The organism is Scytonema hofmannii PCC 7110 (assembly GCF_000346485.2).
In the GTDB taxonomy this organism is placed as follows: Bacteria; Cyanobacteriota; Cyanobacteriia; order Cyanobacteriales; family Nostocaceae; genus Scytonema; species Scytonema hofmannii.
In genome coordinates this window covers 5224460-5241591 of the sequence record NZ_KQ976354.1, presented here as the reverse complement: position 1 = coordinate 5241591, position 17132 = coordinate 5224460, and the positions used below count along the sequence as shown (strand labels likewise).

11 protein-coding genes are annotated in these 17132 nt (G+C 41.2%); 6 read left to right on the top strand and 5 right to left on the bottom strand.

Annotation, left to right across the window (positions count from 1 at the left end):
* Positions 1-181 precede the first annotated feature (181 nt).
* Positions 182-685, top strand: a complete 504-nt coding sequence (locus WA1_RS21735; RefSeq protein ID WP_017744587.1) for a hypothetical protein — start codon at positions 182-184, stop codon at positions 683-685.
* A 219-nt stretch (positions 686-904) separates the two neighbouring features.
* On the opposite strand, the gene WA1_RS21730 is transcribed toward WA1_RS21735, so the two are convergent.
* The 3 genes from WA1_RS21730 to WA1_RS21720 form a co-directional block, all read right to left on the bottom strand.
* Positions 905-1189 carry a hypothetical protein gene (locus tag WA1_RS21730; RefSeq protein ID WP_017744588.1) on the bottom strand — a complete coding sequence of 95 codons (285 nt, stop codon included), beginning with the start codon at positions 1187-1189 and terminating at the stop codon, positions 905-907.
* Positions 1190-1274: 85 nt separating this feature from the next.
* Positions 1275-1559, bottom strand: a complete 285-nt coding sequence (locus WA1_RS21725) for a hypothetical protein (RefSeq protein WP_017744589.1) — start codon at positions 1557-1559, stop codon at positions 1275-1277.
* 318 nt (positions 1560-1877) lie between these two features.
* A complete protein-coding gene (locus WA1_RS21720; protein ID WP_017744590.1) occupies positions 1878-2954 on the bottom strand; it encodes a hypothetical protein in 1077 nt (358 codons plus the stop codon).
* A 314-nt stretch (positions 2955-3268) separates the two neighbouring features.
* On the opposite strand from WA1_RS21720, the gene mnmH reads away from it, so the two are divergent.
* Entirely contained in the window at positions 3269-4324 is a 1056-nt protein-coding gene (gene mnmH / locus WA1_RS21715) for a tRNA 2-selenouridine(34) synthase MnmH (protein ID WP_017744591.1), read from the top strand.
* Between the two features lie 353 nt (positions 4325-4677).
* Here mnmH and WA1_RS21710 read toward each other — a convergent pair whose 3' ends face one another.
* Positions 4678-5520 carry a prohibitin family protein gene (locus tag WA1_RS21710; protein ID WP_017744592.1) on the bottom strand — a complete coding sequence of 281 codons (843 nt, stop codon included), beginning with the start codon at positions 5518-5520 and terminating at the stop codon, positions 4678-4680.
* 165 nt (positions 5521-5685) lie between these two features.
* Between WA1_RS21710 and nfi the strand changes: the two genes are divergently transcribed.
* Entirely contained in the window at positions 5686-6354 is a 669-nt protein-coding gene (gene nfi, locus WA1_RS21705; protein ID WP_017744593.1) for a deoxyribonuclease V, read from the top strand.
* 5 nt (positions 6355-6359) lie between these two features.
* Here the strand turns inward: nfi and WA1_RS55185 are convergent, their stop codons facing one another.
* Positions 6360-6461: an element excision factor XisI family protein gene (locus WA1_RS55185; RefSeq protein ID WP_272819439.1), complete on the bottom strand. Its 102-nt coding sequence runs from the start codon at positions 6459-6461 to the stop codon at positions 6360-6362.
* A gap of 511 nt (positions 6462-6972) precedes the next feature.
* On the opposite strand from WA1_RS55185, the gene WA1_RS57145 reads away from it, so the two are divergent.
* The 3 genes from WA1_RS57145 to WA1_RS21695 all read left to right on the top strand — a co-directional run bounded on the left by WA1_RS57145 (position 6973) and on the right by WA1_RS21695 (position 17114).
* On the top strand, positions 6973-7134 hold the full coding sequence (locus WA1_RS57145) for a hypothetical protein (protein WP_158516674.1): 162 nt from the start codon (positions 6973-6975) through the stop codon (positions 7132-7134).
* A 60-nt stretch (positions 7135-7194) separates the two neighbouring features.
* Positions 7195-9363: an SBBP repeat-containing protein gene (locus tag WA1_RS53025; RefSeq protein WP_017750179.1), complete on the top strand. Its 2169-nt coding sequence runs from the start codon at positions 7195-7197 to the stop codon at positions 9361-9363.
* 317 nt (positions 9364-9680) lie between these two features.
* On the top strand, positions 9681-17114 hold the full coding sequence (locus WA1_RS21695) for a CARDB domain-containing protein (protein ID WP_066612958.1): 7434 nt from the start codon (positions 9681-9683) through the stop codon (positions 17112-17114).
* The last annotated feature ends 18 nt before the right edge of the window (positions 17115-17132 follow it).

Below are 17132 nucleotides of genomic sequence, written 5' to 3'. Positions count from 1 at the left end.
TGACCATCTTGGGGGTGATAAATTCTGGGTCAAGACTAATTATACCATTTCTCTAAAACTAGACTACAGATTAAAAAAGATTCGTATTGCGCTGTCTTCGCCACAACCCTCGGATGTGTAGTGTGAATTTAGAGAATTGGTATTACATATTCATGATTCAACCTATTCAAACTACTTTACAGTGTATTCTATAAGTCAACAAAGAAGCGCTTATCAAGAATTCTGTGATTTTGCAAAAGGAGAACATCCCGATGGAATTTATAAAGTAAATAGCGATACGCTTTTCAGAACAGCTAAGTATCCAGATAAATTAAATTTTACAGGTGTAAGAGCAAAGGCGTTGCAATTATTTTATTTAAAGTCAATTATTGAAAATAATGAGATTCAAGATAGAGAAGGGATAAAAGAAATTTTTATTTCTTTTTCTTCAAAAAAAGATAGAAATTCAGCTAATATTATTCTGAGATTATCATCTGAATTGGAGGAAAATAAGGAGAAAAAACAAATTAATAATTTTATTGAAACTTCTTCAATTCAGCTTTTGGATAAGCATTTCATTACACAAGAGATGGTTGATTTATATAAACTAGATAAGATAGATGATTTTATTTCAAAAAGAGAGAATTATTTGAAATTAAAAGAAAGAGAGTTTGTAGAAAAAATCGGAATTAGATATACAGATTAAATTCCCGAACTCTCCTTTATTGTTCTTGTCGGTGCATCTGGTTCGATTACCGAGTCTAAGCAGGTGGACTCTGTTTGTGTAGAAGCTCATTATATGAGGCCAAACCTTTTAAAATATTCTTTTACATTTGTTGGGTTGTGCGATCGCAAACTCCAACAAATAATAAAATGATGTTGGGTTTCATTTCTCAACCCAACCGACAATTTATTTCACTGGAAACTAACCTTCCCAAGGCGAAGGAATAGCAATGACGGATAAAGTTTTTGCGACTTGCAATCTTACAGCTACTCTACCGCAATTTGGACAAGTCACTTTAGTGTCCTGCTGCGGTTCTCTCTCGTGCTGAATCAATAGCCCCTGTTTGCAGTTCCAGCACTCGCAGATAACACGTCCTTGTGGTTTGTCAACATCTAAGAGTCTAACGTGCTGTTCTACTTGAATTTTTGGCTGGGAGTTGCGATCGCGTTCTAGTTTTGGAGACGGAGTCTTTGTTTCTTGATTCATGAAGAACTATTTCTTGAAATCTAAGTGTGCATATGGTTTGGTATCTGCACCCCATTGCATTTTAACGAAGTTGTGGCTTCATGAGCTATTGATTCTGTACTGAGCGGTAGAAAAAGTAGTAGTGTTCTCGCTTCAAAAAGCGATCGCTACCAACTTCATTATTATTCAGAGAAATATTTTCCTGATTTTGATTGTTAGTTGGAACTATGATTTGGACTAGTAAAGGAGTCCAAACAGCAACGCACATCAAACTCAGCATCTCCACTAATTTGCGAGATCTCGCATTTTTTTTCCTTGGTTTTGCCAGTCCTGATTGACTGCAAACCATCTGGTGAGGCCAGAAATGATTATTGAAATCGTAGTAACTCACTTGTAATTTTGTTGCTAAGTTGGAAAGCCAATAAAAAGTTTACCAAAACAAACTTTAAATAGTAGAGACGGACAATAATAAAAATAGATTCAAAAAACTTAGAAATTATTGCTTGAATTACTGACTGGTCACTAGAGCACCGATACAGTATTCAAAAAGGAGGCAAAAAACCCGGTTTCTTTCTGTTGCAAAGCTTGATATCTCGTAGGCTCAACTCGAAGAAACCGGGTTTTTGGAATTAGTGGATTGTTACGTATAGAGTGCAAGCTCCTACCTTTAAATATGGTAATTAACGGGTCACGGGTCACTGGTCACTGGTCACTGCTTATTGGAAAGCATTTGCTTGGCGAATTCTCGATGCAATTGGTACTGCAAAATCTTTTGTTGTGCTAGTGCATAGTTGGGGCTAGAGGTTGGTACGCCTTCCATATGTTTAATGGCTTCTTCCCAACGACGGGAAACAACCCGCCATTCAGATTCAGACTGCGCTGATTTTGTTAGTCTGGTCGCTGACTTTGCTTTATTCAAACCTTTTTGGTAAGTGCTATCTTCTGGAGGAGCGGTTTCTGAGGGTACTGCTAATTGTTTTTCAATATAAGATAAATTCGCTGATACAGTTTGTTTCACTTTTGGTAAATTAGCAAAGAAATACATCCATAACCCGGCTACAGATATCAACAAAAGGGTGAAAATTCTTTGCGGTAATTTGCGATATTTGACAATTAGGTCAGTTATATTAGTTTTCTTCTGAGGCGATATCTCAGTTATTGGTATTTGAGTTGCGATCGCTTCAGCTTGTTGATTTTCTGGTTGAATGTCTACTGTTTGCTCCTGACTAACACTGGGTTCCTCACTGATAAAATCGTCCATGAAAAGCAAGCGATCTTTAAAGAGATATTCAACCTGATAAAGGAGAGCAGCACTAATAATCCAGACAACAGCAAAGAGAATTTGTACAGTTCTGTGAGGTTGATTGTAGGTGTAGATAATTTTTTCGTAGTTAACTTTAAATAGAGAGAGGAAAGGGATACAAATTAACGCTGCTATCAGGGTAGATAGAACAAACACCAACCAACTATACAGGCTTTCCCTCCAACTAATAATCCCAGGTACTAATCCTTCAGGTGTTTTCACTCTCTCGCCTGGAATAGCAGGAATAAAGCGACTCAGAAAAAAGTGATGGAAAAAGGCGATCGCAGGTATTGGAGAGACGAGCAACAATATCAACATTACAGAAGACAGTTCTGGCTGTTGAGACCACTTATCCAGATAGGAATCCAACAAACCACTACGCCTAATAAAAGCCCCTAACCCAGCCATGAAAACTGATAGTATCAAAGCGTTCAACCATGCACTAGGGCAAGGTAACCATATAGGTAATCCAAGTTTTTTCATTTCACACCTACCGTATTTTGCTTAATCAAGGATAGATTTCAGCACCCAAACCCCTTGGAACGAGGTACAATGCTTTACCCTCCCGTGCTTGTTAGCAAGCAACACATGAAGTCTTATTAAATTTTTCAGAAATTAACATCTATCGAAAGAAGTATTTTAGAAAAAAAGGGAACACTGGCAGAATAATACGATTCCGCTCACCAGTGTCAAAATTAAGGAACATAGTGTTTGGTAGCTAGTGGTTATATCCCTGACTTCTCCAAAAAGTCGGGGATCTTGCAGCCCCGAACCTGAATCTCAATTTAGATTATTTAATGCCACCTTTACCTACATACACCAAACAACCTTGGACAGAAACTTACAGTGAAATAATTGATGTCCGTTCTCCTAGCGAATATACGGAAGACCATATCCCTGGGGCTATCAATTTGCCGGTGCTAGATAATGCAGAACGCGCTCAAGTAGGAACAGTATACAAACAAGATTGTCCCTTTACTGCCCGAAAAATTGGTGCAGCTTTAGTTTCCAAAAATATTTCTCAGCATCTGAGTCAGCATTTTGAAGCAAAAGGGAAAGATTACCATCCCTTAGTTTACTGTTGGCGAGGCGGACAGCGTTCCAATAGTATGGCTTTGGTACTGACACAGATTGGTTGGCGTGTCACCCTTATCGAAGGTGGTTACAAGACATACCGTACTTATGTTCGCGATCGATTAGAAAAAATACCAGAAAAATTGACCTACCGAATCTTGTGTGGTTTAACAGGTAGTGGCAAAACTCATATCCTACGCAAAATGCGCCTAAGTAGTTTTCAAGTTTTAGATTTGGAAGCTTTGGCGAATCATCGTGGTTCTCTACTTGGCGAAGAATGGGATAATCAACCCTCAGCTCAACCATCTCAAAAATATTTTGAATCTTTGCTAGTGCAACAACTGCAAAGCTTCAACCCTGCGGAGACAGTCTGGGTAGAATCAGAGAGTAACAAAATTGGGCAAGTTTATTTACCCTTGCCATTATGGGAAAAGATGAAACAGGCGAGTTGTGTAGAAATTCAAGTTCCCCTACCCACAAGAGTTGGCTATCTCTTGCAAGAATATCCACACCTGACAACACATCCTGATTTCTTAAAAGTAAAACTAGAAAAGCTTAAATCTCGTTACAGCAAAGAAAAACTGCGTGAATGGTATCAGTTGATTGATACCCAACAATGGGAGTCATTTGTAGAGAATCTGTTAGAGTTCCACTACGATCCAACTTACTATAAATCAATGCAGTGGAACTTTAATAAAGTAGATAAAGTTCTAGCAATACCAGATTTATCTGATAATACAATAGAGAACTTGCTAAATTCGTTATTAAAGAATGTTTGAGCGCTCTTATTTCTTACCGCTCTGGCAAATAGAATTCGCAGCTACACAGGCGAAACCTACCTGCGTGGGTTAAAATTCACTAGTCCGCGCAGGCGGACTAGCGTTTGTATAGTAGTGAATTCTATTCGCCCAAAAAATTGAAAACATTATGCCTTTGCGTGGGGAGCATCCCAATTTGAAAAAAACATCGGGCGATTAAAATCGCGTCTATACAAACAAAGTCCACCTACGTGGACTTTCTATTAAGTCCGCCTTCGCGGACTTCTTTTGTGTAGCCCCAGAATTCTATTCTTGCAGGCTTGCGCCAAATTGGGATGCTCCCAACATTATGCCTTTGCGTGAGACACCAAAATTTACTCTTTCTTACCTGCCAAACTTTCAGGACTAATATTGATAAGAGGTAAAGTACCATTACCACTTATCACTGTTGGAAAACGTCCATCCCACTTTTCTATCGCCTGCTTTTGTAATAATTCTGGAGTCAAAGTTTGTCTTTGTAATCTTTGTGCTTCTGCTTGACCTTTAGCACGATTCACATCTGCTTGGGCTTCTTGAGTTGCTTTCTTAGCAATAAACTCTGCTTGTTTAGCTTCTTGTTCAGCTATTTGCTTTGCTTCAATAGCCTTACTAAATTCAGGAGAAAATGCAAAATTTACTAAAGACACATCATCAACTATCAAACCGTAAGCAGAAAGACGTTCTTTTAAATGATTATCGATTTCTTCTTTCAACTGCGTTCTGATAGTGATAATTTCTTCTGCCGTCTTTTTTGCTGTTGCTGCTTTCAACACTTCAGAAACAGCAGGAGTGATGATCCCAGTAATAATTTGTTCTTCATCACCTATTTGTTGATAAACTCTATTAACCCGTGTTGGATCGATATGCCAATTCACCGCAAGTTCTGTCGTGATTTTCTGCAGGTCTTTGGAAGCAGCATCAGCATTAAAACTGTTTTGTCGAACCCTAACACTTAATCTTTTAACTGTTGTAACAATCGGCGTTATAGGATGAATACCTTCATCTAACACCTGCTCTTGGACTTTTCCAAATTGCATGACAACACCCCTCTCACCTGCATTCACAATTGTGAAGGGACGGAACATCATCGCTAGAAGTAAGACAAATACACCTCCTGCTAAGTAAAAACCTAATCTAAAATTATTGGAACTGGAAATTTGTCTGCTAATGTTCTGCATACTATTAAGAGAATTTAATAAATTAAGCACCTGTAAGGTCGATACAGCCAACCTTAAAAGTTCTTTTGTTATTTGAGCTTACTCAATGAGTAAAACTCTTTAATATAGATACACCCCGAATGGGAAAATTTATGAAATATAATTAATAAACTAAAGTTTTAAACTATGAAGATTTATCAACGCCATACCTGGCCTACTACGGTAGATGAAGCTATAAAAATACAAGAACAACTCCAGCCTGAGGTTATTACTGAAGATAACCTCAAGCAACCTTTGCAATATGTTGCTGGTGTTGATATGGGTTTTGAAGAAGATGGTGCCATTAGCCGTGCGGCTGTGGCGGTGCTAAGTTTTCCCGATTTGCAGTTACAGGAGACAAGCATTGCACGCCGTCCTACAACGTTTCCCTACATTCCCGGCTTTCTCTCATTTCGCGAAATACCCGCCGTTTTAGACGCTTTGGAAAAAATTCAAACAACACCAGATATTATCCTGTGTGATGGACAGGGAATTGCCCATCCTCGTAGGTTTGGGATAGCTTGTCATTTAGGCTTAATTATAGATATACCTACTATTGGTGTTGCGAAATCGTTACTTATTGGTAAACATGATGATTTACCAGAAACACGAGGTAGCTGGCAACCATTAATACATAAAGGAGACACTGTGGGAGCCGTTTTACGAACACGTACAGGAGTTAAACCCGTGTATGTTTCTAGCGGTCATAGAGTGAGTTTACTTACGGCAATTGATTGTGTATTGCGTTGTACAACAAAGTATCGGTTGCCAGAAACAACTCGCTTTGCTGATAAACTAGCTTCTTCTAAAGACTAAAGGTTCTAGCCCACAGCATATTCCGTAAACTGTCGCATAAAAGGTGACTGAAATCCTAGTACTATATCATCTTTTGAAACTCCGTCGGTTAGTATCATCTTTAAGATTCCAATTCTAAAGATTGGTCTCTGCTTTGAATTCTTTCGTCTACTATACCTCTATAATGACTGGTACTTTATTTTTCGGTAAGTCCCTTACCACTGATAGAACACTCTGTTAGCACAAGGCTTATTGCTCGTCAACGCCTGACTCAAGAGAAAAGCAGAACTGTCAGCTACCCCTAACTTTACACTTTTCTTACAAAATGCCCAAACATTTGTGAGAAGAATTTAAAAGGCTTTTAACAATCTCAGTCTTTCTACTAATTTTTCTCATCCGGACACTTGTCAGTAAAATTTCGCTGTTATTATCCATTGAGACATTTAATAATAGCAATAAGAATTGAATCGGCTCGAAGTATTTGATGAGTCGGTTAACCGTAAACGCGCAAAAATACTCATTGTTTGGATTCAATTGCTAGAGCGTCTGTTCATTATTCAAGTTTGAGCAGAAAAAACTCAGTTTCTGTCCCTGCAAAGACCGAATTTTCGTTCCCTAAACTTAAAGAAACCGGGTTGCATGAGAAGACTGTACAAACGCTCTAGAAATTGGGAACTAAGAAACCAGATAGACCCCAAAGCTATCTGGTGTAGATTTGTGTGCCGCTCAACACCTTTTGCGATCGCGGGCAATACAGGCATACCAATTATTGCTCCCTTTGTTTACGGACATTGTTACTAGAGCCGCTACTGTAACTCCTTCTAACGTATTGAAACTTCTTAGATTTACTACCTCGTACAAATGATAAACAACCCATTTGATGCTAATTTCTATCGTGCTGCCAATACCGATCTCGCGGCGGCTGGATTGACAACAGACGCCCAACTTTTTTCACATTTCCAAGCTTATGGTTTGGATGAAGGCAGAGCCTTCTCATCACTTGCCGACCTCAGCTTCTATCGTTCTGCTAATAGCGATCTAGCTAGTTTTAACAACCGGAATTTATTTAACCATCTGCAAAATTACGGTGTGGCAGAAGGACGACACTTTTCCCCATTTGTAGATCTTTCTTTTTACCGGGGTATTCATGACGATTTAACTGGGTTAAGCAACGAACAACTCTTTGACCATTTGAATTACGCTGGTGTAGCGGAAGGAAGGAGATTTTCGCCGTTAGTCGATCTGAATTTTTATCGAGCAGCCAATAGTGACTTGGCAAACTTTAACAATAAACAACTCTTTGACCATTTGAGTTACGCTGGTGTAGCGTCAGGAAAAAGGTTTTCACAATTTTTTGAGACAGACTTTTATTTGACTAAGTATTCTGACCTCCGGACAGCCTTCAGTAGCACTCCCAAAAACGATCGCCTTGAAGCTCTAGAACACCTGCTCATCTTTGGGTTGAATGAAAGCCGACAGTTTTCTCAGTTTTTTGATGTCAATTACTACCGGGCTCAGAATTCTGACTTGGTAAGTGCAGGCTTCAGTGGTAGACAGTTATTAGAACATTTTGAACTGTTCGGTCTGGCGGAAGGGCGCTCCTTTTCTGCTACCGTTGATGTCAATTACTATCGCAATACTTATGGCGATCTCAGAGATGCAAATCTTTCCAATTGGCAATTGTACAACCACTTCCAAACTCATGGTTTAAGTGAGGGACGCGCATCTTCACAATCTTTCGATGTGCAATTCTATCTGGATTCCAATGCTGACTTGAAAGCAGCTGGTTACAATTATGCTCAAGCATACAACCACTTTTTACTCTACGGTCAACTTGAGGGACGCCCTGGTGTACCCAACCTCTCACAAAAGTGGATTCGACAAACGGGTACAGAGGGTGATGACTCCTCCTATAGTGTTGCTGTTGATGGCACTGGCAATGTCTATATGACGGGTTATACTGACGGGTCGTTGGGGGGAACTCTTGCCGGGAGTCAGGATATTTGGGTAACAAAATACAACAGCGATGGCGCAATACAGTGGAAGAGACAACTAGACACTGCTGGCAAAGAATTCTCCTACAGTGTTGCTGATAGTGTTGGCAATGTTTACATTACAGGTTTCACCTCTGGTGCTTTGGAGGGAAGTAATAAAGGAGGTATTGATGCGTGGGTAGGCAAGTATCACAGCGATGGCACGGAGCAGTGGAAAAAACAACTGGGTACTGCAGGCGATGACTTCTCCAACAGTGTCACTGTTGATAGTGCCGGTTATGTTTACATTACGGGACACACTGACAATTCTTTGGGGGGAACAAATGCAGGAGATATTGATGCCTGGGTAGCCAAGTACGACAGTGGTGGAACAATACAGTGGAAAAAACAACTGGGTACTTCTAAATTGGATGTTTCCAATGGTATTGCAATTGATAATGCTAGCAATGTCTATGTTACAGGTTTCACCTCTGGCGCTTTAGGGGGAATGAATGCCGGAAGTGTTGATGCTTGGGTAACCAAGTATGACGGCAGTGGAACATGGCAATGGACGAAACAACTAGGTACAGAGGGTGAAGATTATTCCAATAGCATCACTGTTGATACTGCTCTTAATGTTTACATTGTAGGAGATACCTCTGGTTCTGTGGGGAAAATCAATGCGGGCGGTCAGGACGCTTGGATAGCGAAGTACGGTTCTAATGGCGAACTCCAATGGAAAAAACAACTGGGGAGCGCTGGTGATGACTTTGCTTATGGTGTCGTCACTGACAGTGCTGGTTATGTTTACATTACCGGAGATACCGATGATGCTTTGGGGGGAACCAATGCGGGAGGTATTGATGCGTGGGTGGCTAAGTATGACAGCAATGGCAACCCACTATTTATCAGGCAGTTTGGTACAGAGGGTGATGACTTTTCTAATGGAATCGCCGTTGCCAGTGGTGGTCATGTTTACATTACTGGAGATACCGACGGTGGTTTAAGCGGAACAAATGCTGGAAGTATTGATGCTTGGATAACTAAGTACCGTTAATTGGTCCAATATGAGGGTGAGTGTTACTAAAGACTAAATAGTTCAGTTGACCGAATCAAAGCAATATATGCATTTTGGCTATCACTCTATTGGCTACTAATCTTTGCGGATTTAGTTTCAAAAGAGGCAAAGTATGACAGCCGTTGTCCGAAAGAATAAGGGTTTTAACTGCTTTGATTTCCCGCAAGATTTGACAAGGTTTGCCTTGATGACACTAGCCCTATCAAGGAAGTAGTTAAATCGGCGAAGTTAGCTAACCGCATTTGAGACTGCCTAAAAAACATTAATAAAAGATTTGAAAATTCCGGAGCATTCTTATGAGTAATAACAATCCCATTAACCTACCCTTTAGTTTAATTGATGGAGATGCTTTTCCGTGGGAAATCACAGCAGACGGGGAATTGGAATACGGTCGTATAGCAGCCAACTCAGATACAGGCGAGCAATATTTTCAATCTTATGGAGGATTGTACAACAACTTTTACAGTTATCACAGCGCCGATGCTTATACGGAAGATAATGGTCGTGAAGTTGTCGTAGCTCCCAGATATTTGGGGAATGGATACGGTGGAGATTCGGAAATTTCACTATCACGAAAAGTCTACGTTTCAGAAAACTCTGGCTTTGTTCGGATTTTAGATATTGTCAAAAATACATATTCAGAACCTTGGCAATATGACCATAGGGTTTACAATAACTCATATAACTTGCCATCAAATATTACCAAAACCTCAAGTGGAAACAGCAAATTAAACCTGGATGATAACTGGTTAGTTTTAGATAGTATAAGCGATAACAATACTAGTGATATAGTTCGAGTCATAGCTGGAACGGGTGGTTATCGTCCTTATCAGGTTTCAAATGGGAATTCTTCTGATGTTATATACAGGCTACAATTGGCTCCGGGCGAAACTCAAATTGTCATGCACTTTATTGCCCGCACTTCCGATGTCGCGACTGCCTTAGCAAAAGGAGACCAGCTCGCACTTTTGGGTATGAATGCTTTAGCGGGAATGACAGAGGAAGAAAAGAGACAAGTTATCAACTTTAGCACTGGTTTTAATAATAAACTACCGCCTGACTTGATAGTTGAGTCGGCTCAAATACTTCTAGGTGAAGTTCCCATTTCGGATGGAAATATTTCAGTGACTTTGAATGTCAAAAACCAAGGAAGTGGGGCATTACTAGAAGACATAAGCCGTGGAACGGTTTATATTTCAGATGATAATAAACTTGATGAAAATGATAGAGCAATATATTCGTGGAGTCAATATTTAGAAAACTCCATGATGCCTAATACCAGCTATGAAATAACTGAAAGCATTAATTTGTCGCAGATAAAACCGGGACATAAATTCTTAATTTTTGAAGTAGATGGATTTTATGGCAACACTTCATATCATTATTACAATGAAGAAATTGAATCTAATGAATCTAACAATGTATTAGCCATACCTATTGAAGTTAAAGCACCTGATTTAGATATCATAGAAGCCAATATAGAAAATGGAACCCCGCCAAGAGAAGTCACTTGGGGTCAGAAGATATCAGTTTCTTGGACTGTCAAAAACCAAAGTAATGATGTCCCTGCTCCAGCTAATTGGTCCGATCGCATCTATATTTCTAGCGATCCTTATTTTGATGAAGAAGATTTGTTCTTGGCCATAAATGAGGAGAACATCGACAAGCATACACCATTGGCTCCTGGTGCTACGTATAATATTCAAAAAAACATTACTATTCCAGGTGGAAGCGAGAAATACCTTGGGAGTAAGTACCTAGTATTTGTAGCAGATGATTTTGATAATCAAGGGGAAACCGATGAAGGTAACAACGTTTACGTCTATCCAATACCTATAGAGTTTAAAGCCCCAGACCTGACCATTACAACAAACCCAGATGTTCCCCTTCCCTCAACAGCCATTCCGGGGCAGCCAATACCAGTTTCTTGGACTGTTACCAACCAAGGAAATGGTGCAGCCTTAGCCGATTACTGGTATGACGGCATCTATTTATCTAGTGACCAGAATTTTCAATCTTGGCTAGATACACCTCTAGGTGGCGAAACAATTATCAACAACACATCCCTACCTGCTGGTGCTAACTACACCATTAACAACAAAGTTATTACTATACCAACTACGGCCAAGAGTCTTCAGTACTTGCTGTTTGTAGCTGACAGATCTGACAGTTGGAGTTACCCACGGCAACAAGAAACCAACGAGCTTAACAATGTTTACTTTGTACCAATTCAAATAAATACACCAGACTTACTGATTGAATCTGCTAGTATCGCACAAAACAAGAGTACGGCCATTATAGGCGAGCAAATGTCAGTGAGTTGGACTGTGAAAAACCAAGGAAGTTACCGAGCTGAAGCTAACTGGGTAGACCGCATCTATATTTCTAGTGACCAATCGTGGGATGATAGCGATACATATGTATACGGTGTATCTATTGACGAGCAAACACCTCTAGAGGCAAATAATGGTAATGACAGCACTTACAGCATTGAAAACAAAGTTATTACCATACCTACCACGATGACCGGAGAGCGGTATCTGCTGTTTATCACAGATGCAACTAGTAACCCAAACGATACGATTGGTAGTCAAAGTGAGAGTAATGAAACTAACAATACATACGCAGTTCCCATTGAAATCAAAGCACCGGATTTGACGGTTATAGACGCCGGAGAACCAAATACAGGCACAACCACTTGGACAGCTAGTTGGGGTCAGGAAATACCAGTTTCTTGGACTGTCAAAAATATAAGTGATGCTGCCGCTCCAGCTAATTGGTATGACCGCGTATATATTTCCAGTGACGACAAGCTTAATAGAGACACACTTTTATACAGTGAATTCATTGACGCTCACACACCTCTAGCTGGTCATGCAAGTTACAATATCAACAACAAACTGATTACCATACCTAAGTATGATAGCTACATCAGAGGAAATCAGTACTTACTGTTTGTAACAGACGCAAATCAAGACCAAGGAGAAACGAATGAAGCCAAAGGTCTATTGGAAACCAACAATGTAAAACCAGTACCGATTTTTATAGCTGCGCCAGACCTTGTGGTTGAATCGGTAACTGCTGTTCCATCAACCTCTGCCCAATTTGGTCAAACCATTAATGTTACTTACTTTGTCAGCAATGCTGGCGATCCTGGTTCATCAACCGTTGCTTCGAGGTGGACAGATCGGATTTGGCTTAGCAAAGGATCAACGCTTGACAGCCCTAGAATTGAGTTGACACCTGTATCGGTAGAGAGAGATACACCTTTAAATTCTGGTACTTCTTATTCCAAAACAGTTACCGTACCTTTACCATTAAATCCGCAGTTCTCCAACGGAACTTACTATATTTGGGTGGCGACAGATACTTCACACAATCAAGTGGAATTTAACGAAACCAACAACACCAAATTCAGCCAACCAATTAACCTGACATTACCTCCAATAACCGATTTGCAGGTTACTAGTGTTGTGACTCCAGTTGAGGGACTGTCCGGACAAAAACTGGAAATTGTATGGACAATCTATAACGGAGGGGATAAGGATGCCACTGGAGTGTGGCACGATAACGTTTATCTGTCGAAAGACGGAAGTATCGGAAACGACGATTTTTATGCATCTTTTTCCTTTGAAGGAACAATTCAAGCAGGCAAGCCAATTGAGCGGAGACAGTTCATCGACTTGCCGATTGATTTGAGTGGCGAGCGTTGGGTAGTTGTTAAGACGGATGCTGGTGGCGATGTCTACGAACACGGTCAAGAGAGCAACAATACTCGTATTTCCTCCAATCCTATCGACATTCGCAAGAGTGATTTTCCGAACCTGAAAGTATCCAGCGTTACTGCTCGAACCGATTCAGCTTTCTCCGGTCAGAAAATTACTATTGATTGGGTAGTAGAAAACACAGGAACTGGCTCAACTAGCGCTCCAATTTGGTATGACGCCGTTTTCCTGTCTTTAAACGGTCAAGAAACATACCTGGGTCAAACTTCTAACTTTAGCTACTTGGATAAATATGGTAGCGGCATACACAGCTATAACAATAGTTTAGAGGTTACCTTGCCTGATAATATTGAGGGCAACAACTACTACTTTGTTGTTAAAACTGATTACTACGATAATGTCTACGAATATCAAAACGAGGATGACAATTTTCGGAGCACAGAATCACCCACCAACATTGAACTGACTCCACCGCCAGACTTACAGCCGACTGTCAACGAACATTCCCCAGTGTTCTCAGGTCAGAGGATGACCCTGAATTGGACTGTTGTCAATAATGGTCCTGGCAAAACCTCTCAGCACAGCTGGTATGACGAAGTTTATATGTCAGCTGACCCCTACCTGGGCAATGGCGATGAGGAGTACTTCCTGGGTTCTCGTTACCACTACGGCGACCTTGATGTTTATGATGCTAACAGCACTAATGGAGCTACTAGCAGCTACACCACTAGTTTGGATGTCACTTTGCCAATAGGAGTGAGTGGAAATTTCTACTTCATTGTTAGAACTGACGCTGGCAATCAGGTTTTGGAATTTGCGGGCGACGCCAATAACATTGTTGCCCAACCTACACCTACTACTGTTAATCTCACACCACCGCCAGACTTGGAAGTCGAGTTGGTAGACGTTCCAACTCAAGCTTTGGCTAGCCATGCCCTGACCATTGATTACCGTGTTACCAACAATGGCTCAACCGCTACTCCCAACTATTCTTGGGTTGATGCTTTCTATCTATCAGAGGATGCTAATTTCAACTCCAGCACGGATAGGTTATTGGGTGAAATTAGGCATCATGGCAGCTTAGACATAGATGAACCCAACAAATGGTATGACGGCTCTGCTACCTTTACTCTACCTGATGGGCTGAGTGGTACTTTCCACGTCTTTGTTGTGACTGACCAGCACAATGACGTTTTTGAACTGAATAATCACAATAATGTTAATAATTACGACAATGTTAGTGACAATCTTGGAGTCGTTACAGTTTCATCGCGTCCGGCAGATTTGGTAGTTTCGGCGATCAATGTTCCCACAAGTATTGAGGCTGGCATTGCGAGCCGTATCATATGGACTGTTGTTAACACTGGATCTGGTGATACTGCTGTCAGGGCTTGGACTGACAGCATAATTGCGTCTGGTGATCCGAATTTAGGCAACGACGATGACGTTGTTTTAGGTTCTTTCTACCACAGCGATACATTAAATTTGATAGACGGTACTTCCCGAAGTGGTTTGTTGAACCCTGGGGATTTCTACGAACGCAACGAACTGGTTACCATTCCCTTCACCTTGTCAGGTCAGTACCATTTGTTTGTTGTGACTGATGCTAACGCTCAGGTCTATGAAGCAAATGCTCTTGGCAATAACTATAAATCCCAATTAATTACCGTCAATCGAGACACTCCCGATTTGCAAGTGACGGGAGTTAGTGTAATTAATGCGACACCTTCTGTATCATCAACAGACAAGCTCGCTGTTAATTGGACGGTGAAAAACTTCGGAACTGGTCGCACTAATGCCTACTCCTGGTACGACAGTGTCTACCTTTCTACCGACACCCAACTCAACTCTCAACAAGACATTTACTTGGGACAAGTTTTCCATTCTGGTGCTCTAGACCAATTTGGCTCTTATGACGGTTCTGGTACCTTTAACCTGCCAATAGACCTTAAGGGTAATTATCACGTCATTGTCCGCACAGATAACAGTGCCAATAGCGAGTATAATGACCGGGTTTTGGAAGGTTCTTTAGAAAACAACAACGACAAAGCAACCAACAACACCACCGCTATTACCCTGGGTGAAGTTCCTAACTTGGTGGTGGAAAGTGTTGATGCACCCATTGATGCTATTAGCAGTCAGCTATTTAATCTCACTTGGACTGTCCGCAACGATGGTGCTGCTACTGGCTACAAGCGTTGGTACGATGCCATCTACCTCTCTCGCGACCAAAATTTTGACCGCAGTAGCGATATTTACCTCGACTATCGATACCATGTTGGCAGTTTAGCAGCAGGAGAGACGTACACGCAACAAAACCAACTGTTCAAAATCCCCTCTGGGTTGTCTGGTCCATTCTACGTCTTTGTTGTTGCTGATGGTGGCAATGAGGTATACGAGCGCGGTGGAGAAGGCAACACGGTGGGCAACAATTTGAACTATGACCGGAACTCCATGCAGGTGAGTTTGCCGAACCCTACTGACTTGAGTGTCGGTACTATCACTGTCCCTGTCAATGCCGTTCCAGGGCTTGATGCCACCATCAGTTACACTATTAACAACTTGGGACCAAATGCGGCTCAAGGTATTTGGTATGACTCAATCTACCTTTCTGCTGATGATAAGTGGGATATAAATGATACTTTCTTTGGACGTAGCCAAGCACCAGTAAGCTACGTAGCAGATCCTGGCAATGAGTACAGCTATTACGACAATAGTATAACGGCTCCCTTACCCGGTGTAGTCCCCGGCGACTATCACGTTATTGTCAAGAGCGATATTCGCAACGCCATTGTAGAAAACGATGAAAATAACAACATTGGTGGTTCTCTAGACAAAGTATCAATTGATGTCGAGCCACTGCAATTGGATGTCTCTAAAACTGGAACGCTCTTCCAAGGACAATCTGTCTACTACAAGATTGATGTTACTGAGGGAGAGACGCTACAAGTCACCTTTGATTCCCTTGCGGATAATGCGTTTAACGAACTCTACATCCGCTATGGTGAAATGCCTTCCCAAACAGAGTTTGACTATGGATTTGAGAATGTCTCTGCCGACCAGCAAATTGTCGTACCCTTTACCGAAGCTGGCACTTACTATGTTCTTGCCCGTGCTATCAAAGCCCCTGAGTGGATTAGTCATTTAGTTGTAGGTGAGAATACTACCGTTTCTGGAATGGGAAATAACTACACGATTGAGGCTAAGACGATTGACTTTGGTATCACATCCATCGGTCAAACTGTGGGCGATCGCGGTGGTAAGATAACTCTGGAGATTGATGGTGCCAAGTTTACTCCGTACATGAGGGCGGAGTTGATTGATAGCACTGGTAAGTCAATTGTTGCTGAGAATATCTGGTTTGAAGGTTCAACCGACGTATTTGCAACGTTTGACCTAACGAATGCAGCAATAGGAACTTATGACCTGAAAGTTTCGCAAACTTTGAGTGAGCTAGTCTATCAAGAAAATGCTGATGGGGAACTTGAACCTGTATTTATTACGAATCCTGATGGTGAGCTTGAGCCTGTATACGTTACAGAAGAAAATATAGATGTGCTGGATGATGCATTTTCAGTTGTGAATGCACGTCCGGATAACGTCTTGATTTCCGTAACCTCGACATCTGCTGTATCCCCCGGACAAAGCTTCGACATCATTGTTTCTTATGCAAATAGCGGGACTCATGATGTCACAGCACCAGTCATTGTTGTAAATACTGACCGCGAAGTTCATCTACAGAACATTCAAGATGGAGATGGATTTGTCCAGATAGGCTCAATGACGTTGCTGGGCATTAGCAATGAAGGACCGGCGGGTACTCTCCGTCCTGGGGAAATGGGCATAATTCGCCTTCGGGGAACAGCGCCTTCGACTACAGGACCAATCAATATTACTGCTCGCCAAATAGCAGATAATAGCACTCCGATTAACTACAGCGACTTTATAGAGTATCTGGGCGGTGATATTTCAACAAAGTCGTGGTTTGATGCAGCTACGGCGTAGCAAAATCAGTTTGGCAGT

What these genes read in the sequence shown, in the direction of transcription:
- WA1_RS21695 (WP_066612958.1), top strand. Translation starts at nt 9,681, where the DNA reads ATGAGTAATAACAATCCCATTAACCTACCCTTTAGTTTAATTGATGGA.
- WA1_RS21710 (WP_017744592.1), bottom strand. Translation starts at nt 5,520, where the DNA reads ATGCAGAACATTAGCAGACAAATTTCCAGTTCCAATAATTTTAGATTA.
- WA1_RS21730 (WP_017744588.1), bottom strand. Translation starts at nt 1,189, where the DNA reads ATGAATCAAGAAACAAAGACTCCGTCTCCAAAACTAGAACGCGATCGC.
- WA1_RS53025 (WP_017750179.1), top strand. Translation starts at nt 7,195, where the DNA reads ATGATAAACAACCCATTTGATGCTAATTTCTATCGTGCTGCCAATACC.
- mnmH (WP_017744591.1), top strand. Translation starts at nt 3,269, where the DNA reads ATGCCACCTTTACCTACATACACCAAACAACCTTGGACAGAAACTTAC.
- WA1_RS57145 (WP_158516674.1), top strand. Translation starts at nt 6,973, where the DNA reads ATGAGAAGACTGTACAAACGCTCTAGAAATTGGGAACTAAGAAACCAG.
- nfi (WP_017744593.1), top strand. Translation starts at nt 5,686, where the DNA reads ATGAAGATTTATCAACGCCATACCTGGCCTACTACGGTAGATGAAGCT.
- WA1_RS21720 (WP_017744590.1), bottom strand. Translation starts at nt 2,954, where the DNA reads ATGAAAAAACTTGGATTACCTATATGGTTACCTTGCCCTAGTGCATGG.